The following is a 22,221-nucleotide window of genomic DNA, read 5'->3' on the forward strand; positions in this document are numbered from 1 at the left end:
TTCCCACGCTGGAGCGTGAGGAACGATCATCACAACTATCGTGCGGCGCTCCGCGTCGCATGCCTTTCCGGACGCTCCGCGTCCTCTTGACGACGCAGAGCGTTGAGACCTGCATTCCCACGCTGAAGCGTGCGGAACGATCATCGCAACTATCGTGCGGCGCTCCGCGTCGCATGCCTTTCCGGACGCTCTGCGTCCTCTTGACGACGCAGAGCGTCGAGACCTGCATTCCCACGCTGGAGCGTGAGGAACGATCATCACAACTATCGTGCGGCGCTCCGCGTCGCATGCCTTTCCGGACGCTCTGCGTCCTCTTGGCGACGCAGAGCGTCGAGACCTGCATTCCTACGCTGGAGCGTGAGAACGATCATCGCAACTATCGTGCGGCGCTCCGCGTCGCATGCCGTTCCGGACGCTCCGCGTCCGCCCTCGAGGGGCTTACTTGAACGTCACAACCCCACCGGCCAAGGATTCGACCCGCGCCAGGGATTCAACGCGATAGCCCTGGGCGTCCAGCTCGGCGCGGCCGCCCTGGAAGGATTTTTCGATCACGATGCCCAGCCCGGCTACCGTGGCGCCGGCCTGTTTGATGATCGAGATCAGCGCCTGCGAAGCTTTGCCGTTGGCCAGGAAGTCATCGATGATCAGCACCTTGTCGTCGCTGCTCAGATGGCGCGGCGAGATTGCCACAGTGCTTTCCACCTGCTTGGTGAACGAGTACACGGTCGCCGACAGCAGGTTTTCGGTCAGGGTCAGGGACTGGTGCTTGCGGGCGAAGATCACCGGCACGCCCATTTTCAAGCCTGCCATGACTGCCGGCGCGATACCGGAAGCTTCGATGGTCACGATCTTGGTCACGCCAGCGTCGGCGAACAGTCGGGCGAATTCGTCGCCGATTTCCTTCATAAGGGCCGGATCGATCTGATGGTTGAGAAACGCATCGACCTTCAGCACCTGATCGGACAATACGATGCCTTCTTCGCGAATTTTCTTGTGCAGTGCTTCCACTTCAATTCCTTGGCTGCGCCATTGCGCAATAAATGATCAATATTGTGTCGGCTAGCGTTTCAGCATGGCGCGAATGTCGGCAAGCGCAGTGTTGCCGCGAACCGCTTTGACTTCCGTCGGGGTGTCGTCATTGCCTTCCCAGGCCAGATCGTCCGGGGGCAGCTCATCCAGAAAGCGGCTCGGCGCGCAGTCGATGATTTCACCATACTGCTTGCGCTTGGCGGCGAAGGTGAAGGCCAGGGTCTGCCGTGCGCGGGTGATGCCCACGTAGGCCAGGCGGCGCTCTTCTTCGATGGTGTCGGCTTCGATGCTGGAGCGGTGCGGCAGGATTTCTTCTTCCATGCCCATGATGAACACGTAAGGGAATTCCAGACCCTTGGAGGCGTGCAAGGTCATCATCTGCACACCTTCAGCTCCGTCTTCCTCTTCCTGCTGACGTTCGAGCATGTCGCGCAGGACCAGCTTGCCGATGGCTTCCTCGATGGTCATGCCACCTTCTTCGTCCTTCTCCAGCGTGTTTTTCAGCGCCTCGATCAGGAACCAGACGTTACTCATCCGGTAATCGGCAGCCTTTTCGCTGGAGCTGTTCTGCCGCAGCCAGTTCTCGTAGTCGATGTCCATGACCATGCTGCGCAGCGCGGCGATGGGATCGTTCTGCGCGCACTGCTGACGCACGCCGTCCATCCAGCGCTTGAAGCGTTGCAAACGGTCGGTGAATCGGCTGTCCAGATGCTCGCCCAGGCCGATCTCGTCGGTGGCGGCGTACATCGACACTTTGCGCTCGGTGGCGTAATTACCGAGCTTTTCCAGCGTGGTCGAGCCGATCTCGCGACGCGGAACGTTGATCACCCGCAGGAAGGCGTTATCGTCGTCCGGGTTCACCAGCAGCCGGAAATAGGCCATCAGGTCCTTCACTTCCTGACGACCGAAAAAGCTGTTGCCGCCCGACAGTCGATACGGCACCTGGTGGTGCTGCAATTTCAGCTCGATCAGCTTGGCCTGGTAGTTGCCGCGATAGAGGATGGCGAAATCGCTGTACGGGCGGTCGGTGCGCAGGTGCAGGGTGAGGATTTCCATGGCCACCCGCTCGGCCTCGGCGTCTTCGTTACGGCAGCGGATCACGCGGATCTCGTCGCCATGGCCCATCTCGGACCACAGTTGTTTTTCGAAGGCGTGCGGGTTGTTGGAGATCAGCACGTTGGCGCAGCGCAGGATTCGGCTGGTGGAACGGTAGTTCTGCTCCAGCATGACCACTTTCAACGACGGGTAGTCGTCCTTGAGCAGCATCAGGTTTTCCGGCCGCGCACCACGCCAGGCGTAGATCGACTGGTCGTCGTCGCCCACCACGGTGAACTGATGGCGCGTGCCGATCAGCAGCTTCACCAGCAGGTACTGGCTGGCGTTGGTGTCCTGATATTCGTCGACCAGCAGGTAACGCACCTTGTTCTGCCACTTTTCCAGGATGTCAGCGTGTTCCTGGAACAGCTTGACCGGCAACAGAATCAGATCGTCGAAGTCCACGGCGTTGTACGCCTTGAGCGTGCGCTGATAGTGGGTGTAGACGATGGCGGCGGTCTGTTCTTTGGGATTGCGGGCGTTTTCCAGCGCCTCGGCGGGCAGGATCAGGTCGTTTTTCCATGAGCCGATCATGTTCTTGATTTCGTCGACGCCGTCGTCGCCGGAATACTCTTTCTGCATGATGTCGGTCATCAGCGCCTTGACGTCGGTCTCGTCAAAGATCGAGAAGCCCGGTTTGTAGCCCAGCCGCGTGTGCTCCTTGCGGATGATGTTCAGACCCAGGTTGTGGAAGGTCGAAACCGTCAGGCCACGTCCTTCGCCGCCTCTGAGCAGCGTGCCAACCCGCTCTTTCATCTCGCGCGCGGCCTTGTTGGTAAAGGTCATGGCGACAATGTACTGGGCACGAATACCGCAGTTCTGGATCAGATGAGCGATCTTGCGGGTGATCACGCTGGTCTTGCCGGAACCGGCACCGGCGAGCACCAAAAGAGGGCCGCCGACGTAGTTCACGGCTTCCTGCTGCCGGGGATTGAGTCGGGACATGGCGATATGAAGAGTCGTCTGCAAAAAAGGTCGGGCATTTTAACAGGCCCACGGCTTTGTGCAGTGCTCATCGTCGTCGGACAGTGACAGCTATCTAATTCTTCTGTTTTTGTTACATTTGCGCCGCGACGCGCGATACGTGTATTTGTCGCGCTCCTGCGAGAGTGCGGCCACCGGTTTTTCCTTTGCACTTAGGAAGTTAGATTGCCTACACCTGTCGAACCCTTGCGATTGCTGTTATTGGCGCACGAGCCCTTCTGGCAGGCGCTGCTTAGCGGCTGCCTCACTGCGCCGGGAAGCAACGTGATACTTCTGCATGGCGCGAACTGGGACGTTTTCAGCGCCCGATACGCTAACGAGCGCAATACCGTGCTGCTGACCACCCCTGATCTGCAGCCCAGGACCGGGGCCTGCCTGTTGCCTACCGTGGTGCTGCTCGAGACCGAACCATTGGTCGGACCGACCGGCGTCAGTGACTGGCTGGTGCGCGATGCCTTGACCGGTGACACGCTTCGGCGCTGCCTGCGCTATGTCCACGAGCGCAGTCGCCTGGAAGACAGCCTGCGACGCCTGGTCGGCCAGGACCCGTTGACCGGCATAGCCAACCGCCAGGGATTTCAGGCGCTGCTCTCGGCGCGCTTGAGCGAAGGCGGCAGTGTTGCGCTGGGGCATCTGGACCTGGACAATTTTCGCCGCGCCAACGATGCACTGGGGCATCAGGCCGGTGACCGGCTGATCCTGCAAGTCGTGGCGCGCTTGAAAAACCAGCTCGATGCCGGTGATCAGATCGCCCGCCTGGGGGGCGACGAATTCGCCCTGTTGATTGACACCCGAGCAACCCCCGAACGTGCCCTGCAAATGGCCGAACGTATCACTGACGTGCTGGCCGAACCCTATTGGGTCGATGGCGAAAGCCTGCTGCTGGGTTGCAGCCTGGGCATTGCGCATTCGCAAGCCCAGCCCGAAGCCGACCCGCTGATGTGGCATGCGCATATCGCCATGCGTCAGGCCAAGAGCATGCAGGGCTGTACCTATCACCTGTTCGACGAGCGCATCAACCGCAACGCCCGCAGCCTCGCCGATCTGGAAGGTGAACTGCGACGCGCCTTGCGCCGCGATGAGCTGGAACTGCATTACCAGCCGCGTCTGTGCCTGGACAGCGGGCGTATTGTCGGCCTGGAAGCGCTGGTGCGCTGGCGCCATCAGCAACGCGGGCTGCTGCCGCCCAGCGAATTCGTGCCACTGGCCGAGCAAAGCGGACTGATCGTGCCGCTCGGCTACTGGGTCATCTTCCGCGCACTGCGTGACATGCAGGCCCTGCGCGAACAAGGCTTTGCCCCACTGCACATGGCGATCAATCTGTCGTTCCGGCAGTTTCAGGACAGCCAGCTGCTGCCGACCTTGAATCGCCTCATCGCGGAACACGATGTCGACGCGCGCTGGCTGGAATTCGAACTGACCGAAACCGCCGTCATGCGGCGCAGCGACCAGGTCCGGCAGACCATGGACGCATTGCGGCAACTGGGCGTGCGCTTTTCGCTGGATGATTTCGGCACCGGCTATTCGTCGTTCATGCACCTCAACAGCCTGCCCATCGCGCTGCTCAAGATCGACATGGGCTTTGTCGCGCAGATGGAGTTACGCGAAGAGAACCGCAAGCTGGTCAACGCCATGATCAATCTGGCGCACAACCTGAACCTGGAAGTAGTCGCCGAGGGCGTGGAAACCGCCGGGCAACTGGAGTTGCTGCGCAGTTTCGGCTGCAATCAGGTGCAAGGCTATCTGATCAGCAGGCCACTGCCGGTGGAAGAACTGGTGACCTATCTGCGCTCGCAAGCCGTGCACGCAGATACATCCAGATCCGGGTGACGGTGCGCCGGATCAGCCCGGCACCGCCACCCCGGCCGCGTCCCGACGCAACAGCCGAGCCGTCTTCCATTCGAACGCGTAGGTCAGCGCCACGGCCGAGCAGAACAGGCCCAGCGCCAGCCCCCACCACACGCCCGAAGCGCCGGCATCGGTAGAGAAACCGAGCAACCACGCGGCAGGCGCGGCGATCAGCCAGTAGCAACCCAGGCCGATCAGGAAGGTGGTGCGTGCATCCTTGAGCCCACGAATGGCGCCCATGGCAATGGTCTGGGTGCCGTCGAAGAACTCGAACAGGGCGGCAATGGCCAGCAGTTTTGCCGCCAGTACGACGATCTCGGCAAACGCCGGGTCGTTGATATCCAGAAACAGACCGATGACCAGATGCGGTGCCAGCCAGAACAGCAGCCCGAACATCAGCATCACACAGCCGCCAAAACCGATGCCCAGACGACCGGCCATGCGCACCATCACCAGGTTGCCCGCGCCATAATGCTGGCCGATACGCATGGTGACCGCATAGGACATCCCCACCGGAACCATGAACGCCATGGACACGGTCTGCAGGGCGATCTGGTGCGCCGCCATCTGCGTGCTGCCCATCGCGCCCATGCAGAACGCGGCAAAGGTGAACAGGCCGACTTCCACTGCATAGGTTCCGCCAATCGGCAGACCGAGCCGCCACAGCTCGCCCAGATGACTGCGCGACAGTTTCGAAAGCCCCTTTCTGATCGGGTACGCCGCGTAAGCCGGATGCCACCTGATATGCAGCGCCAGGGCCAGGGCCATGCAGTTGGTGACGATCGCGGTGACCAGCCCGATCCCCATCAGCCCGAGGTTGGGCAGTCCCAGCCATTGATGGATCAATGCGTAATTGAGCACGAAGTTCGCTGCCGCACCGGCCAGGCTGATGGTCATCACCGGCCCCGCGCGACCCAGTGCGCTGGTGAAGCCGCGCAATGCCATGAAGCTGAGCAGGCCGGGCAGGGCGAAGGCCAAGGTGATCAGAAATTGAGCCGCCATATGCACGTTGGCTTCGGCCTGACCGAACTGCAACAGGATGGGTTCGAGGTTCCACAGCAACAGCGCGGCAACCAGCGCCATGCCCCAGGCCAGCCACAGACCGGCTTGGGTCAGACGGGTCGCGCCTTCAGCGTCACCAGCACCGTGACGGATCGAGACCAGCGTACCGACCGCTGCCATCACGCCGACGCAAAAGAACGACACAAAGCTGTACGTGGCAGCGCCCAGACCACCGCCCGCCAAAGCCTCCGGTCCGATCTTGCCCATCATCACGGTGTCGGTGAAGACCATCAGCATGTGCGCCATCTGTGACGCAATCAGCGGCCCCGCCAGGCGCAGGATGATCCAGAGTTCTTTGAGGGCGGACGGCTGCATGGTGACGGTGCTCTACGGCAAAGGGACGATTGAGCGACGTATTCTGGGCAGTTGCTCGACTAAACACAAAACGATAAATCCGATGCTCAGCATGACTAAAACTCATCTGAAGCAATTTTCAGCATTTGCAGTAAAGTAGCCGTTCATCGTCCGCAGGAAGCGCCCCATGCCTCGCAGTCTCCCCCCTCTTTATGCACTAAGGGCTTTTGAAGCGGCTGCGCGGCATACCTCGTTTACCCGCGCAGCCGAGGAACTTTCGATCACCCAAAGTGCAGTAAGCCGTCATATTCGTACGCTGGAAGAGCACTTTGCCTGCCGCTTGTTTCAGCGTAACGGGCGTAACTTGCAGCTCACCGAATCGGCACGCGCGCTGTTGCCCGGTGTGCGCGATGGGTTCCTGGCAATGGAACGCGCCTGCAGCACCTTGCAGACCGAGGAGGGCATTCTGCGCATGAAAGCCCCGTCGACCCTGACCATGCGCTGGCTGCTCGCGCGGCTCAGCCGTTTCCGTCACCTGCAGGTGGGCAACGAAGTGCAACTGACCAGCGCGTGGATGGAAATCGATGCGGTGGACTTTACCCAGGAGCCTTTTGACTGCGCGATTCTGCTCAGCCAGGGTCATTTCCCGTCGGACTGGGACGCCACATTATTGTTTCCCGAGCTGCTGATTCCGGTCGGCGCACCCACGTTGTTGCAGGACCCTCCATGGGACGTGGAGCGGCTGGCAAAGGCTGAATTGCTGCACCCCACTCCTGATCGTCGTGACTGGCGCACCTGGCTGAACCGCATGGGTCTGGCCGATCAGGTGTCGCTCAAAGGCGGGCAAGTATTCGACACCCTTGAGCTGGGAATGATTGCCGCCGCACGTGGCTACGGTGTGTCGATGGGTGATCTGCTGATGGTCGCCGAGGACGTGGCACAGGCCCGTCTGAGTCTGCCGTGGCGCACGGCGGTGTTCAGTGGCGAAAACTATTATCTGGTCTGGCCGCGTACAAGGCCCGGCGCAGAGCGGTTGCGACGCCTCAGCGATTTTCTCAAGGCGGAGGTGGGCGCCATGAAGTTGCCGTTAGTTGAAGTACTCTATTAAAATTTAGTTTAGTATTGAACTGCCATCATTTGTTAATGTCTCGCTCCGCTCTCAAGTAACGACCTTGATGGCCGAAGCATTGCTTAACGATTGCTCGTTCAAACGGCGTAAAACACCAACTAAATCTATCAGCTGAATGATAAGCCACGGACCCGGCAACTCCAATCATTCGGCACGGAGTCTCTATGTCCAAGCCTCGTACCCGAATTGCTTCGCAACTTGGTATTGCTCTGGCCGTGATCCTGGCGGTGGTTATCAGTGGTAGTACCCTGTTCGCGTTGAGGTCTCTGGACGCGTCCAACCTGGTCATTCGTGAAGAGCACATGTCGAGTGAAGCCAGGCTCCTCGCTGACCAGCTCAACACCTTCCACAGCACGCTGCGCGACAGCACTCAGCGCCTGAGTGGACTGTTCGAAAAACGCTTCGCCGATGGCCTGAGCCTGCAACCCGACAAGCCGGTCACGGTGGCGGGCACGTCCACGCCAGGCCTGTTCCTGCGTGATGCCGTGCTGAACAACGACTTTACCGAAGTCGACGAATTCCGCTCGATGACCGCAGGTGTGGCAACCATTTTCGTGCGCAGCGGCGACGACTTCATCCGTATCAGCACCTCCCTGAGCAAGCAGGATGGCACGCGCGCCATCGGCACGGTACTGGATCGCAAGGGCGCAGCCTACGAGCGTCTGATGGCCGGGCAGAGCTATGTCGGCAAGGCGGTGTTGTTCGATCGCTACTACATGACCCAGTACAGCCCGGTTCGCGACAGCAGCGGCAAGATCATTGCGGCGCTGTTTGTAGGGTTCGATTACACCGATGCACAGAAGACCCAGTTCGATAACCTCAAGAGCTTCCGTATCGGCTCTACCGGCTCGCTGGCGCTGCTCGACGACAAGGGCACCTGGCTGGTGCCACCGGCAGGCGTCAAATCCCTCGACGGTGCCGCGAAGTCAGTGGCCGACCTTGCCAGCAAGCCGGGCAAGGCGCAGTTCTGGGATGACGGTGATGACAACTATTACAGCGTCGGCCAGCCGTTCGCTGGCGGCCCTTGGACCGTCATCGCCAGCATGCCGCGCAAGGAAATCAGTGAAGTGACCTGGCACGTCGGCACGCAACTGGCGATCGGCAGTCTGCTGGCCATGCTGATCGCGGTGATCAGTGCCATCTGGCTGTTGCGCAGCAAGCTGCGTCCACTGTCCGAACTGGTACGCCAGGCCGACGCACTGGGTGCAGGCGACCTCAGCGTACGCCTGAATGTGACCAGCAATGACGAGATCGGGCAGTTGTCGGGCAGCTTCAACAAGATGAGCGAAGCGTTGTCATCGATGGTCGCGCATATCCGTACTGCGGCGCAGGAAGTCAGCACCCGCGCCAACGCATTGTCCGGCCTGTCGGGCGGTGCGTTCGAGGGCATGGAGCAGCAATCCGGCGAGATCACCAGCATGGCCGGTGCGGTCGAAGAGTTCAGCGCCACGTCGATGAACATCGCCGACAACATGGGCAATACCGAACGACTGGCACAGGAAAATGCCCAGCAGACACGCATTGGTCGTACTTCGATGGAAGAGGCTTCGTCGTCGCTGCAACAGATCGCCACTTCGCTGAGCAGCACCGCGAAAGTCATCGACACGCTGGGTCAGCGCTCGCAGGAAATCGGCAGCATCGTCGGGGTGATTACCTCGATTGCCGACCAGACCAACCTGCTCGCGCTCAACGCTGCCATCGAGGCCGCACGCGCCGGTGAGCAGGGTCGCGGCTTTGCCGTGGTGGCTGACGAAGTCCGCAGCCTGGCCTCGCGCACCCGTGAAGCCACCGATGAGATTTCCGGCATGATCGCCAGCATCCAGCAAGAAACCGGAAACGCCATCAGCACCATGCAGCAGGGCAACACACTGATGCAGGAAGGCCTGTCGCTCAACGCCAAAGTGGCCTCCGCACTGGCCCAGATCGACGAGCAAAGCCGCTCGGCCGGTCACCAGTTCGCCGCTATCACCACCGCCACCCAGGAACAAAGCAGCACCGCGACCATGCTCAGCAGCAACCTGCAAAGCATCGCCATGGCCAACAGCGAACAGCGCCAGGTCATGTCCAACCTCGCCATCACTGCCCAGGAGCTGAATGGCCTGGCTACAGAACTGCGTCACGAGGTTGACCGGTTCCGATAAGACTGACCGAACAGTGTGCCAATGCTCAGCGTTGGCACGCTGTACCAGACGCTTGCGTCAGGTTCTGAATACCCGCCAAAGCCTGCTATGCAGCTACAGGCGCCACTCGTGTCACCAAGCGTTTCTGGTCAGTTTGCAGGATTAAAGGCCAGGCACTCGACCCCCCCTATACTCCTCCTACACCCCAATGCGGATGCTTCAACAGGATCTACGGTAAACCCCGCCTCCCTAACCATCGTCAAGGATCCAGACAATGAAGCAATATGTTGAAAACTATCAGCCTACAGAAGGCTTCGCGCCTGCAACCGGCCATGTGGAAGGCGACTCGGTCTCTCCCAAGGCGATGATTTTCCATATCCTGAAAGACCTCAGCAGCGATGTTGAAGTGCTGGATATCGGGTTCGGCTCTGGAACACTGGGCGCGTTGATCAAGGCAAACCCGGACACGGCGCACTGGTCGGTGGACGGCATCGATGGCTGGGAAGCCAACTGCCAGAATTCGCAGCTGCATGAGAACGCTACCTACCGCAACATCTGGCACGGCCTTGCTCAAGAGCTGTCATCCGAGCGGCTGGCCCAGTACCGGATAATCTGTCTGCTGGATGTCGTCGAGCATCTGACAGCCGATACGGCGAGATGGCTGGTGCGCACATTGCTTTCCAGCCTGGGGCCGGATGCCTATCTGTTCATCAGCACGCCACTGTGGTTTTACCCGCAAGAAACTCAACAGACCGGCGATCTTGAGGAACACCTGATCGGCGTGCCTGCTTCGTCGATGATGGCGCTGTGTCCGCATCTGTATGCAGTCAATCAGCCGCTCATCGGCGGGTTCGTGTTCAGTCGCCGCAGCCTGGATTTCGTGGAGTTCTTCCAGCCCACAGCAGATAAATCGTTTTCGTATGAAAAAGGCATGCACGTCGCAAAGGCCGTCGGTATGAAACTCGACCCTAACGTTGCGTACACTATGGATTGACCCTGTAACGTTTCCGCCGCCTGCGGGCGGCAGGGCGGGTGAACAGCCATGAGGCACATGCGACGGGTTCATGGCGAATGCCCGAGCAATATCAAAATACTGATTTATGACACTTTTATTTCAATGAAATCCGCGCTGTGCGATGCTGGCGCCAAGGCCCATGGCCGACTAAAAGCTTAGTAGAGCGTTTCATCCATCCCCGCTCGCTACACGCTGCATCTTTCAATTCATCGCCTGTATAGGCAAACCTCAGGGGGCTTTTCGCATGCTGACCCTGCTCGATTTGCTATCCGCCGTCGCCCTGCTGATCTGGGGCACGCATATCGTGCGCACTGGCATCCTTCGTGTTTACGGTACACAACTTCGTCGTGTGCTCAGCCAGAACATGTCCAAACGACCGCTGGCGTTCATAGCTGGCATTCTGGTGACGGCACTGGTGCAGAGCAGCAACGCCACCGCCATGCTGGTGACGTCGTTTGTCGGCCAAGGGCTGATGACGCTGACGCCTGCGCTGGTGATCATGCTTGGCGCCGATGTCGGCACCGCCCTGATGTCTCGCGTGCTGACCTTCGATCTGTCATGGCTGTCGCCGCTGCTGATCTTCCTTGGCGTAGTGTTTTTCCTGTCGCGCAAGCAGACCCGTGCCGGTCAACTGGGACGGGTCGGTATCGGCCTGGGCCTGATCGTGCTGGCCTTGCAGCTGATCGTCGCGGCTGCCGCACCGATCACCCAGGCGGCGGGGGTCAAGGTGCTGTTCGCCTCGCTGACCGGCGACCTGTTGCTGGATGCGCTGGTGGGCGCCATGTTCGCGCTGATCTCCTATTCCAGCCTGGCGGCAGTGCTGCTGACGGCCACATTGGCAGGCACCGAAGTCATTGGCTTGCCGGTGGCGATCGGCCTGGTGATCGGGGCCAACATCGGCAGCGGCCTGCTGGCCTTCCTCAGTACCAGCATGCAGAACGTTGCCGGCCGGCAGGTGGCACTGGGCAGTCTGCTGTACAAACTGTTCGGCCTGCTGCTGATTTTTCCGGTGCTCGATCCGCTGGTTGCCTGGATCGACACGCTGGGCTTTAGTCCGCAGGAACTGGTGATCGGCTTTCACCTGCTCTACAACACGGTGCGCTGCCTGATCATGCTGCCAACCGTGGCCCCGATGGCGCGGTTGTGCTCGTATCTGCTGCCCCAGCAGAACGAAGTCGGCGGCCTGGCCAAACCGCGTCATCTGGACCTGACCGCCCTGTCGACGCCCAGCCTTGCGCTGGCCAACGCGGTGCGCGAAACCCTGCGTATGGGCGACCTTATCGAAAGCATGCTCGCCTCGATGCTGGCGGTACTGCGCGGCACGCAAACGGCGGTGACCCAGGAAGTGCGCCGCCTCAACGATGACGTCGAAGCGCTGTACAGCGCGATCAAGCTGTACCTGGCGCAGATGCCGCGTGAAGACCTCGGCGAGCACGACAACCGGCGCTGGGCCGAGATCATCGAACTGACCATCAACCTGGAGCTGGCCAGCGGCCTGATCGAACGCATGTTGCGCAAGATCCAGCAGCAGAAGACGGCACATCGCCGGTCTTTCTCTGAAGTCGGTCTTGAAGAACTTGCGGATCTGCAGATTCAATTACAGTCGAACCTGCGCCTGGGCCTTTCGGTGTTCCTCAGCGGCGATCACGAAAGCGCGCGTCAGTTGTTGCGCGAGAAGCGCCAGTTCAGGGCCGAGGAGCGACGCCTGGCGCACGCCCACGTCAGCCGGCTGCGCAACAAGGTGGTCCAGAGTATCGAAACCAGTTCGCTGCACCTGGAACTGATTGCCGACATGAAGCGTCTGAACTCGCTGTTTTGCAGCAGCGCTTACGTGGTGCTGGAAACCGCTGACACAGGAGCCTTGTCGAGCGAGGTCGAGGCCGACAGATCGCTATGAACGTAAGGGCCGAGGTGAAGTCTGTTAAACATACCGGCCCGCCAGGAAAGCTGTTTTATGCGTTGCCTGCTGTTCGCTTGTCTGCTCCTCGGTTCACTTCCCTCATTCGCCCTTGACCGTCTTCAGGTCGAGGGCTATCTGCTGCCCAATGGTTTGCAAGTCATTCTCAAACCCGGTTATGACAAGGGTCACGTCGCCATCCGCCTGGTGGTAGGTATCGGCTTCGATGACTTCCCGTGCCAGGACAAGGAACTGCCGCATCTGCTGGAACACCTGCTGTTCAGCGGCGTGGATGACAGCGGTGAAGGCGGGCTGGAGGAGCGTATGCAGGCACTGGGCGGCGAGTGGAATGCCTTCACCAGCAACGCCGACACCACCTTCGTGATCGAAGCGCCTGCGCGCAACCAGCGCAAGGTGCTCGACCTGCTGCTGGAGATCATGACCAAAACCGAGCTGAGCCAGGCGCGGCTGGACGGCGTCAAACGCGTGGTCGAACGCGAAGATGGCGGGCATTTTTCGCACTTGCAGCGCCTGCTTGACCGGCGTGATTCCGGGCGCAGCGCCAGCAGCCAGCTGGCCGTGGAGCTGGGCCTCAAATGCGCTGAACGTCCCGAGGTGGACGGCATCCAGCTGGAGCATATCGAAGACATCTTCGCCAACTGGTACGCCCCCAACAACATGACGCTGATTGTGGTGGGTGATCTGGACAAGCTGCTGCCAGCCTATCTGGAGCGCACCTACGGCAAGCTCGCCCCCACCGACCCGATCGACCACCCGCCACTGGCGCAGGGAAGCGGCTCGGCCGAACCGCGCCGCGAGCTTGAGCGCGGCGGGCTGGGCGAGAGCGCCAAGCTGCACCTGATCTACCCAGAGCCGCAGCTCGACGACCAGCACGACGAAACCTGGGAACTGGTCAAAGCCTATCTGGACTGGGCGCTCTACACTGAGCTGCGCCTGAAACACAGTTTGTCCTACGGCCCCTCGGCAGAGCGCGAAGTGTTCGGCGATGTCGGGTTTTTGAGCCTGAACGCCGATGTCGAACGTGACGATGCCGATGAAGCCGAGCGCGACATTCGCGGTCTGGTCGAGCGCCTGCAAAAAGACGGCATGCAACCCGCTACGTTTGCGCGGCTGCAACAGCTCGCCATTGACCGGCAGTCATGGGCCACACAAGGCAATAGCGCGCTGGCCGACTACTATTGGAGCGCGCTCAACGATTATGAAAACGGGCGGTTCGAGGATCCGGCCAAACGGATCAAGGCGGTGAAGCTGGAAACGGCCAATCAGGCGATGCGCCAATTGCTTGCCCAGCCGGGTTACATGCGCATTGAAAAGCCACTGTTCAGTTATGACGGTCTGTATTGGCTGATTGGCGGAGTACTGGGTTTCATGGCACTGCTGGCCCTGTGGCGCTGGCGTGTACGCAGCAAATAGAATCCTGACACCGAACTGCACCCCGGGTGCAGGCTCCGCGCTGCGTTTGTTACACAGCGCGTTTTTTGTATGAACAGAACCGAGTGACCCCTCCGATGCTTGACGTGAATCGCTATGTGACACCCGTGCTCAACTTGATGCAGCGCTACCCGGGGCTCATTGCAGCGTTTGGTTTCGTTTCCGGTATCGCCAGTTTCATTCTGGTCGATCGCCAGGCAGGACTGGCCACCTGGATTGCCGTGGTGATGCTGATCAGCTGGCTGTGGCTGATGGTCGAAAACACCATGGTCGGGTTGCTCAACAAGGCGCTGGGCCGCGAGATTCCGCAGGGCTTGCTGCGCTACGGCACGCAGATGATCCATCAGGAAAGCCTGTTCTTCGTGCTGCCGTTCTTTTTCATTACCACCACCTGGAACAGTGGTCAGGCGGTGTTCACTGCGGTGCTCGGCGCCGCCGGTTTGATTTCGATCATCGACCCCCTCTACTACAAATGGCTGGCGCCCAGACGCTGGCTGTTCATGACGCTGCACACTCTGACGCTGTTCGCGGCACTGCTGACCGCGCTGCCGATCATCCTGCACCTGACCACCGCCGAGAGTTACAAACTGGCGCTGGGCGTGGCGATGCTGCTGTCGGCGCCCAGCCTGATGTCCAACTTCCCGCTCAACACCTGGCGCAGCGCACTGGCCGTGATCAGCATCATCCTGGCCATCGGCGCGGCGGGCTGGTTGCTACGCTCCTGGGTGCCGCCTGCGACGCTGTGGTTGACTGAAGTGGCGGTGAGCCCGGACTTCGATAACAAGAACCGTACGCCGGGCGACAGTATTTCGCTGATCAGCGCCAAGCAGCTGCGCAACGGCGGCCTGTATGCGTACACCGCCATCAATGCGCCGCGCGGGCTGGACGAGCGTATCTACCATGTGTGGTGGCATGAAGGCGAAGAGATGGACCGCATCGCGCTGGATATCCACGGCGGCCGTAAGGAAGGCTATCGCGCCTGGACGCGCAAGCAAAACTTCCCGGAGGACGTGACAGGACGCTGGCAGGTGAGGGTGCTGACCGAGGACGGCCAGATGATCGGCGTGCTGCGTTTTGTCGTCACTGACAATGACCAGCCAGCAGTCAAGCGACCTACCGGGCGGATAATCAAGCTCAAGCCGGGCGGCGACTCGGCCGAAGAGACTACGCCTGAGTCCGCACCGGCTGATGAGCCGAAGCAGGAGAAGCAGGAGGCTGCGCCTGCCGAAGCAGCCCCCGCGGAGTCTGCGCCTCAGGCTCCGGCGCAGTAATGTTTCAGGTCGCGGTCGCGCCGAAGAACCAGTAGCAGACGAAGATCGCGGCCACGACACCGGAAAACTCGGCCAGCAGCGCGCAGCCCACCGCATGGCGAGCGCGCTGAATGCCCACGGCGCCGAAGTACACGGCAAGGACGTAGAACGTGGTCTCGGTGCTGCCCTGAATCGTGGCAGCGGCCAATGCAGCGAAGCTGTCCACGCCCTGGGTCTGCATGGTTTCGATTAACAGGGCACGGGCGGCGCTGCCCGAGAAGGGTTTGACCATCGCGGTCGGCAACGCATCGACGAAGCGCGTGTCCAGCCCCAGCCACTGCACCAGATGCCGAATGCCTTCCAAGCCGAAGTCCAGCGCGCCGGATGCGCGCAGCACGCCCACTGCACAGAGCATGGCGACCAGATAAGGCAGCAGGCTCTTGGCGACGTCGAAACCTTCCTTCGCACCTTCGACGAAGGCCTCGTAGACCAGTACCTTGCGTAGCGTGCCGATGATCAGAAACATCATGATCAGGCCGAACAGCGTGAGGTTGCCCAGAATCGACGACAGACCCGCCAGCGCAGCCGCCGACAGCGTGCCGAGAAAGGCCATGAAGGTGCCCAGCAGCAGGGCGCCGGGGATGAGGTAGGCGAGCACCACCGGGTCCCACAAGCGCAGACGCTGCATGAACGCGACCGACAGCAGGCCGACGATGGTCGAGACACTGGTGGCCAGCAGGATCGGCAGGAATACCAGGGTCGGGTCAGGCGCACCTTGCTGGGCGCGGTACATGAAGATCGTCACCGGCAGCAGGGTCAGGGATGAGGCGTTGAGCACCAGAAACAGGATCTGCGCGTTACTGGCGGCGGTCTTGCTCGGGTTGAGTTCCTGTAGCGAGCGCATGGCCTTCAGGCCAATCGGCGTGGCGGCGTTGTCGAGACCCAGCGCGTTGGCGGCGAAGTTGAGGGTGATCAGCCCCAGCGCAGGGTGGCCGGGCGGCACCTCCGGCATCAGGCGCAGAAACAGCGGCCCGAGGACCTTGGCCAGCCAGTCGACGATGCCGGCCTTCTCGGCGATGCGCAAAAAGCCCAACCACAGGGTCAGTGTGCCGAACAGCAGAACCATGACCTCGACCGACAGCTTGGCCATGGCAAAGATACTTTCGACCATCGCCGCAAAAATGCCGGCGTTGCCGCCCACCAGCCACTGCACCAGCGCGGAAATCGTCGCCACGACAAAAAAACCAAGCCACAGGCCATTGAGCATCGGATAAGTCCCCCACAAGAAGCGGGGATGATAGCGGCGGGGTGCGCCGGAGGGAAATCGGCAGGTGCTGAAAGAGTCGTAGGAGCGATAGGTGCACGAGAACACGGTCGTTTTGTGACGCTCTGCGGCGCACATTCAGGATAGGACGCAGAGCGTCCAGAACAGCATTCCTACGCGGAGCATGGGAACGATGAAACCTTGAGATCACTATCGTGCCAATGCTCTGCGTTGGCATGCAGGTCGTGACGCTCTGCGTCACATATCCGTTGCGCTACGCACGCTCAGGATAGGACGCGGAGCGTCCAGAACGGCATTCCCACGCGGAGCATGGGAACGATGGAATCCTTCACACATCCGGGCCGCGGCGCACCCTCAGGATCGGCATTCCCACGCGGGGCGTGGGAATGATGATCAGGGGCTATGCGGGGTATCTTCAGCGCCCGGCCAGCAGCTCCTGGCCGCGAACGACGGCAGCGCGGACCTGTTCGGGGGCGGTGCCGCCGATGTGATTACGGGCATTCACCGAACCTTCCAGGGTCAGCACGGCGAAGACGTCCTGTTCGATCTGGTTGCTGAACTGACGCAGCTCTTCCAGGCTCATCTCTGCCAGGTCCTTGCCGGTTTCCACACCGTATTTCACCGCGTGACCGACGATCTCATGGCAGTCACGGAACGGCAGACCACGGCGGACCAGATAGTCGGCCAGATCGGTGGCGGTCGAGAAGCCGCGCAGCGCTGCTTCACGCATCATCGCGTGCTTGGGCTTGATCGCAGGGATCATGTCGGCGAATGCACGCAACGAATCACGCAGCGTATCGGCGGCGTCGAACAGCGGTTCCTTGTCTTCCTGGTTGTCCTTGTTGTAAGCCAGGGGCTGGCCTTTCATCAGGGTCAGCAGGCCCATCAGGGCACCGAACACGCGGCCGCTCTTGCCGCGAACCAGTTCAGGAACATCGGGGTTCTTCTTTTGCGGCATGATCGAGCTGCCGGTGCAGAAGCGGTCCGGCAGGTCGATGAACTGGAACTGCGCACTGGTCCAGAGCACCAGCTCTTCCGAAAAGCGCGACAGGTGCATCATTGCGATGGATGCAGCCGAGCAGAATTCGATGGCGAAGTCGCGATCCGATACGCCGTCCAGCGAGTTGCCTCCCACCACCTCGAAGCCCAGCAGTGTGCAGGTCAGCTCGCGGTCGATCGGGTAGGTAGTGCCCGCCAGCGCCGCGCTGCCCAGCGGCATGCGGTTGAGACGCTTGCGGCAATCCACCAGACGCTCGTAGTCGCGGCTGAGCATTTCGAACCAGGCCAGCATATGGTGACCGAATGTTACCGGCTGGGCCGTCTGCAAGTGGGTGAAACCGGGCATGATGGTTTCAGCTTCACGCTCGGCCTGGCCCAGCAGGCCTTGCTGCAGACGTGTGATTTCGCTGAGGATAAGGTCGATTTCGTCGCGCAGCCACAGACGGATATCGGTGGCGACCTGATCGTTGCGGCTGCGACCGGTGTGCAGCTTCTTGCCGGTGATACCGATGCGGTCGGTCAGGCGTGCTTCAATGTTCATGTGCACGTCTTCCAGATCGACGCGCCAGTCGAACTGGCTAGCCTCGATCTCGGCCTGGATGGTGTTCAGGCCGTCAACGATGGTATCGCGCTCGGCGTCGGTCAGTACGCCCACCTTGGCCAGCATCGTAGCGTGGGCGATGGAGCCCATGATGTCATGGCGATACAGGCGTTGATCGAAGGTGACGGAGGCAGTGAAACGCGCGACAAACGCGTCGACGGGTTCACTGAAGCGGCCGCCCCAGGACTGGTTGGTCTTGTCGGTGCTCATGGATTCGCTCGTTGCTGACTGAAAGTGACGTGCCCGATACCTGGCACAAGAACGAACGCGATGATAACAGGGTTGATGCATTTTTATCCCCGGACAGCTTGCCGCTGACGAGGCCAGGGCAGAGACTGGAGCCATGCGAATCGAACCTGTGAAACATGATGCCCGGCCCGCGCCCGGCAAAGACTTTTTCCTCCCTGAACTGTGCCTGCCGCAGGCATTGCTGGTGCTCGTCGTGCTGGCCGAGCTGCTGGTGCTGGTTCTGGTGCTGGTGGAACCGATGCGCAGCGGCTTCGACTGGGTACGCCTGGCGTTGATGTCGCTGTTCGTGCAATGGATCGTGCTGCTGTCGGCAGCGCTGCTGTGCGGGTTGCGCCCCTGGCTGGCGCGATTGACGCCGGGGCTGGCGGGCATGCTCAGTTGCCTGCTGGTGGTCGGCCTGACGCTGCTGTGCACAGCCGTCACCGACGTCTGTCAGCTTACCGGGCGAATTTCGGTCAGCGGCATGGTCGAGCGTTATCTGCGCTACTCGACGATTGCCCTGATCATGTCCGCCCTGATGCTGCGTTACTTCTATCTGCAGAGTCAGTGGCGCAAGCAGCAACAGGGCGAGCTGCGCGCCAGGATCGAATCGCTGCAGGCGCGCATCCGCCCGCACTTCCTCTTCAATACACTCAACAGTATCGCCAGTCTGGTGGCCAGCAACCCGGTCAAGGCCGAGCAGGCGGTGCTCGATCTTTCGGACCTTTTTCGTGCCAGTCTGGCCAAGCCGGGCAGCCTCGTGACATGGGGTGAAGAGCTGGCATTGGCAAAACGATATTTATCGATTGAGCAATATCGTCTTGGCGAGCGTCTACAGTTGGACTGGAGGGTGAGTGCAATTCCCGATGACTTGCCAATCCCCCAGCTAACCTTGCAGCCATTACTTGAAAACGCTTTGATTTATGGCATTGCTCCGCGGGTCGAAGGGGGCGTTGTAACGGTCGAAGCGAACTATGAAGGGGGAGAGTTCATATTGAGCGTCAGCAATCCCTATGAAGAAGTTGCCAATCGGCAGACTTCCAACGGTACTCAGCAGGCTCTGACGAATATAGGCGCACGAATTGCGGCACTTTTTGGCCCGCATGCCAGTCTGAGCGTGGAGCGCCGTGACGGTCGTCACTACACCTGTCTACGCTATCCTTGTGCGAGACTCACGCAGGAAGCCAGAGCTATATGAATGTCCTGATCGTTGATGACGAACCCCTGGCCCGCGAGCGATTGAGCCGCATGGTCAATGAAATCGAGGGTTATCGAGTACTGGAACCCAGCGCGTCCAATGGCGAAGAAGCCTTGGCGCTGATCGAAACCCACAAACCGGACGTAGTGCTGCTCGATATCCGCATGCCGGGTCTCGATGGCCTCCAGGTCGCAGCCCGACTGTGCGAGCGGGAAGCACCGCCTGCCGTGGTGTTTTGCACCGCCCACGATGAGTTCGCCCTGGAAGCTTTTCAGGTCAGTGCGGTGGGCTATCTGGTCAAGCCTGTGCGTCCCGAGCACCTTGTCGAAGCGTTGCGAAAAGCCGAGCGGCCGAACCGCGTGCAACTGGCGGCGTTGACCCGCCCGGCAGCCGAAAGCGGATCAGGGCCACGCAGCCACATCAGCGCGCGTACCCGCAAAGGCATCGAGCTGATTCCCCTGGATCAGGTGATCTACTTTATCGCCGATCACAAATACGTGACCTTGCGTCACGAGGGCGGCGAAGTGCTGCTGGACGAACCGCTCAAGGCACTGGAAGACGAATTCGGTGACCGTTTCGTGCGCATCCATCGCAATGCGCTGGTGGCCCGCGAGCGCATAGAACGGTTGCAGCGCACCCCGCTGGGGCATTTCCAGCTGTTCCTCAGAGGGCTCAATGGCGATGCGTTGATCGTCAGCCGCCGCCACGTAGCCGGTGTCCGCAAAATGATGCAGCAGCTCTAGCGCCTCGCCGCTCTGGAGCCTCTGCGCCCAGACCGAGTCATGGAACGGGAGAGAATTCCGGCTCCATGTGCTTTTCGGCTGGCCTACGCGCAGCCTTTCCCATGCGCCCCTCAGGCACTGCCGATTGATTGATCGGCTCAGTGTCTGACGCAAGTTGCAATCAGCGCCGAAGCCGCCCTGACCGGGATTGAGCTGTTATTATCCGTCGCATTTACTCAGTACGGATTGTTCAATGTCCTCTCGCGAAATCCGCATCGCCACCCGCAAAAGCGCGCTGGCACTCTGGCAGGCAGAATACGTCAAGGCCCGCCTGGAACAGGCCCACCCCGGCCTGCTCGTGACGCTGGTACCCATGGTCAGCCGTGGCGACAAATTGCTCGACTCCCCGCTGTCGAAAATCGGTGGCAAAGGCCTGTTCGTCAAGGAGCTGGAAACCGCGCTCCTGGAAAACAACGCCGACATCGCCGTGCACTCGATGAAAGACGTGCCAATGGACTTTCCACAAGGCCTGGGCCTGTTCTGCATCTGCGAGCGCGAAGACCCGCGCGATGCATTCGTTTCCAACACCTTTGCCAGCCTGGACCAGTTGCCGGCCGGCAGCATTGTCGGCACCTCCAGCCTGCGCCGTCAGGCCCAATTGCTGGCGCGTCGACCCGATCTGCAGATCCGCTTCCTGCGCGGCAACGTCAATACCCGTCTGGCCAAGCTGGATGCCGGCGAATACGACGCCATCATCCTCGCCGCCGCTGGCCTGATCCGCCTGGGTTTCGAAGACCGCATCACTTCCGCAATCAGTGTCGACGACAGCCTGCCAGCCGGTGGCCAGGGCGCGGTGGGTATCGAATGCCGCAGCGTCGACGCCGAAATTCATGCACTGCTTGCCCCTCTGCATCACGAAGACACTGCTGTGCGCGTGATTGCCGAGCGTTCGCTGAACAAGCACCTCAACGGTGGCTGTCAGGTGCCGATCGCCTGCTACGCCGTGCTGGAAGGCGATGACGTGTGGTTGCGCGGCCTGGTGGGCGATCCGTCCGGCAGCGTGTTGCTGCACGCGGATGCCCGGGCACCTCAGACATCCGCTCAGGCACTGGGTGTGCAAGTGGCCGAAGCGCTGCTGGAGCAGGGCGCCGCCGACATCCTGAAAGCGGTCTACGGCGAGGCCAATAACGAATGAGTGGCTGGCGTCTGCTGCTGACCCGCCCGGCCGAAGAGTCGGCAGCGCTGGCCAGGGTGCTGGCCGAGGACGGTATCTTCAGCAGCAGTCTGCCCCTGCTTGAAACGGAGCCTTTGCCCTTGACGCCTGCACAGCGTTCGATCATTTTCGATCTGCTCAATTATTGTGCAGTGATCGTGGTCAGCAAACCTGCCGCGCGACTGGCCATCGAGCTGATCGACGAAGTATGGCCGCAACCGCCCCTGCAACCCTGGTTCAGTGTGGGTTCAGCAACCGGGCAGATACTGCTCGACTACGGGCTGGATGCGAGCTGGCCGGAGCAGGGCGACGACAGCGAAGCCTTGCTTGAACTGCCGCGCCTCAAACAGGCGATTGCCGTACCGGGAAGCCGTGTGTTGATCATGCGCGGTGACGAGGGACGCGAACTGCTGGCCGAGCAACTGCGCGGGCTGGGGGTGGGGGTTGATTACCTGCCGCTGTATCGTCGCTACCTGCCGCAACATGCGCCCGGCGCCCTGGCGCAACGCGTCGCGGTGGAACGCTTGAACGGGCTGGTGGTCAGCAGTGGGCAGGGTTTTGAACATTTGCTTCAGTTGGCGGGGGATTCATGGCCGGTCCTGGCCGATCTGCCGCTGTTTGTACCGAGCCCCAGGGTTGCCAGCATCGCGCGGGCAGCCGGAGCAAGGACCGTTATTGATTGTCGTGGCGCCAGCGCCGCGGCATTGCTGGCAGCGTTGCGGGAACAACCTCAGCCTGCCGTCAAGGCGTAATGATCGACACCTGTCGTTTACGCTATTACGCCAAAATGCAAAGGATGG

Annotated in this window: 16 protein-coding genes; 11 read left to right on the top strand and 5 right to left on the bottom strand. The window is 60.9% G+C overall.

Features of this window, described 5'->3' with window-relative positions; translation table 11 throughout:
- Positions 1–438: 438 nt before the first annotated feature.
- Both ACW55A_RS17315 and rep read right to left on the bottom strand, forming a co-directional pair.
- Entirely contained in the window at positions 439–1,008 is a 570-nt protein-coding gene (locus ACW55A_RS17315; RefSeq protein WP_044309668.1) for a xanthine phosphoribosyltransferase, read from the bottom strand.
- Between the two features lie 51 nt (positions 1,009–1,059).
- Positions 1,060–3,069 carry a DNA helicase Rep gene (gene rep, locus ACW55A_RS17320; protein WP_003401585.1) on the bottom strand — a complete coding sequence of 670 codons (2,010 nt, stop codon included), beginning with the start codon at positions 3,067–3,069 and terminating at the stop codon, positions 1,060–1,062.
- A gap of 303 nt (positions 3,070–3,372) precedes the next feature.
- Here rep and ACW55A_RS17325 point away from each other — a divergent pair, with 303 nt between their 5' ends.
- A complete protein-coding gene (locus ACW55A_RS17325) occupies positions 3,373–4,938 on the top strand; it encodes a putative bifunctional diguanylate cyclase/phosphodiesterase (protein ID WP_498811439.1) in 1,566 nt (521 codons plus the stop codon).
- Between the two features lie 12 nt (positions 4,939–4,950).
- On the opposite strand, the gene ACW55A_RS17330 is transcribed toward ACW55A_RS17325, so the two are convergent.
- Positions 4,951–6,333 (bottom strand): NorM family multidrug efflux MATE transporter, encoded by a 1,383-nt coding sequence (locus ACW55A_RS17330; protein WP_498811440.1) that lies wholly within the window; start codon positions 6,331–6,333, stop codon positions 4,951–4,953.
- A 166-nt stretch (positions 6,334–6,499) separates the two neighbouring features.
- Here ACW55A_RS17330 and ACW55A_RS17335 point away from each other — a divergent pair, with 166 nt between their 5' ends.
- From ACW55A_RS17335 to ACW55A_RS17360, 6 genes are all read left to right on the top strand, one after another.
- Positions 6,500–7,420 carry a LysR substrate-binding domain-containing protein gene (locus ACW55A_RS17335; protein ID WP_498811441.1) on the top strand — a complete coding sequence of 307 codons (921 nt, stop codon included), beginning with the start codon at positions 6,500–6,502 and terminating at the stop codon, positions 7,418–7,420.
- A gap of 185 nt (positions 7,421–7,605) precedes the next feature.
- Positions 7,606–9,582 carry a methyl-accepting chemotaxis protein gene (locus ACW55A_RS17340; RefSeq protein WP_003432666.1) on the top strand — a complete coding sequence of 659 codons (1,977 nt, stop codon included), beginning with the start codon at positions 7,606–7,608 and terminating at the stop codon, positions 9,580–9,582.
- A gap of 253 nt (positions 9,583–9,835) precedes the next feature.
- On the top strand, positions 9,836–10,555 hold the full coding sequence (locus tag ACW55A_RS17345; protein ID WP_003367692.1) for a class I SAM-dependent methyltransferase: 720 nt from the start codon (positions 9,836–9,838) through the stop codon (positions 10,553–10,555).
- Positions 10,556–10,820: 265 nt separating this feature from the next.
- Positions 10,821–12,473, top strand: coding sequence for a Na/Pi cotransporter family protein (locus tag ACW55A_RS17350; protein ID WP_003367694.1), 1,653 nt, complete (start codon positions 10,821–10,823; stop codon positions 12,471–12,473).
- Positions 12,474–12,530: 57 nt separating this feature from the next.
- Entirely contained in the window at positions 12,531–13,907 is a 1,377-nt protein-coding gene (locus ACW55A_RS17355; protein ID WP_099266995.1) for a M16 family metallopeptidase, read from the top strand.
- Positions 13,908–14,002: 95 nt separating this feature from the next.
- Positions 14,003–15,196, top strand: coding sequence for a DUF5924 family protein (locus ACW55A_RS17360; protein WP_003367700.1), 1,194 nt, complete (start codon positions 14,003–14,005; stop codon positions 15,194–15,196).
- A 4-nt stretch (positions 15,197–15,200) separates the two neighbouring features.
- Here ACW55A_RS17360 and ACW55A_RS17365 read toward each other — a convergent pair whose 3' ends face one another.
- Positions 15,201–16,442, bottom strand: a complete 1,242-nt coding sequence (locus tag ACW55A_RS17365; protein WP_003367703.1) for a nucleoside recognition domain-containing protein — start codon at positions 16,440–16,442, stop codon at positions 15,201–15,203.
- A gap of 433 nt (positions 16,443–16,875) precedes the next feature.
- The gene (gene argH / locus ACW55A_RS17370) at positions 16,876–18,270 is read right to left on the bottom strand and encodes an argininosuccinate lyase (RefSeq protein ID WP_455809397.1); all 1,395 of its coding nucleotides are present in this window, start codon (positions 18,268–18,270) and stop codon (positions 16,876–16,878) included.
- A 133-nt stretch (positions 18,271–18,403) separates the two neighbouring features.
- Here argH and ACW55A_RS17375 point away from each other — a divergent pair, with 133 nt between their 5' ends.
- From ACW55A_RS17375 to ACW55A_RS17390, 4 genes are all read left to right on the top strand, one after another.
- On the top strand, positions 18,404–19,486 hold the full coding sequence (locus ACW55A_RS17375) for a sensor histidine kinase (protein WP_003318424.1): 1,083 nt from the start codon (positions 18,404–18,406) through the stop codon (positions 19,484–19,486).
- The gene (locus ACW55A_RS17380; protein WP_003367710.1) at positions 19,483–20,229 is read left to right on the top strand and encodes a LytR/AlgR family response regulator transcription factor; all 747 of its coding nucleotides are present in this window, start codon (positions 19,483–19,485) and stop codon (positions 20,227–20,229) included. Before ACW55A_RS17375 ends, ACW55A_RS17380 begins: the two co-directional genes overlap by 4 nt.
- Positions 20,230–20,461: 232 nt before the next feature.
- A complete protein-coding gene (gene hemC, locus ACW55A_RS17385; protein WP_003318426.1) occupies positions 20,462–21,403 on the top strand; it encodes a hydroxymethylbilane synthase in 942 nt (313 codons plus the stop codon).
- Entirely contained in the window at positions 21,400–22,173 is a 774-nt protein-coding gene (locus tag ACW55A_RS17390) for a uroporphyrinogen-III synthase (protein WP_046718746.1), read from the top strand. The genes hemC and ACW55A_RS17390 overlap by 4 nt, the downstream gene beginning before the upstream one ends.
- Positions 22,174–22,221: the final 48 nt, after the last annotated feature.

This window comes from Plantibacter cousiniae (nom. nud.) (assembly GCF_977070315.1).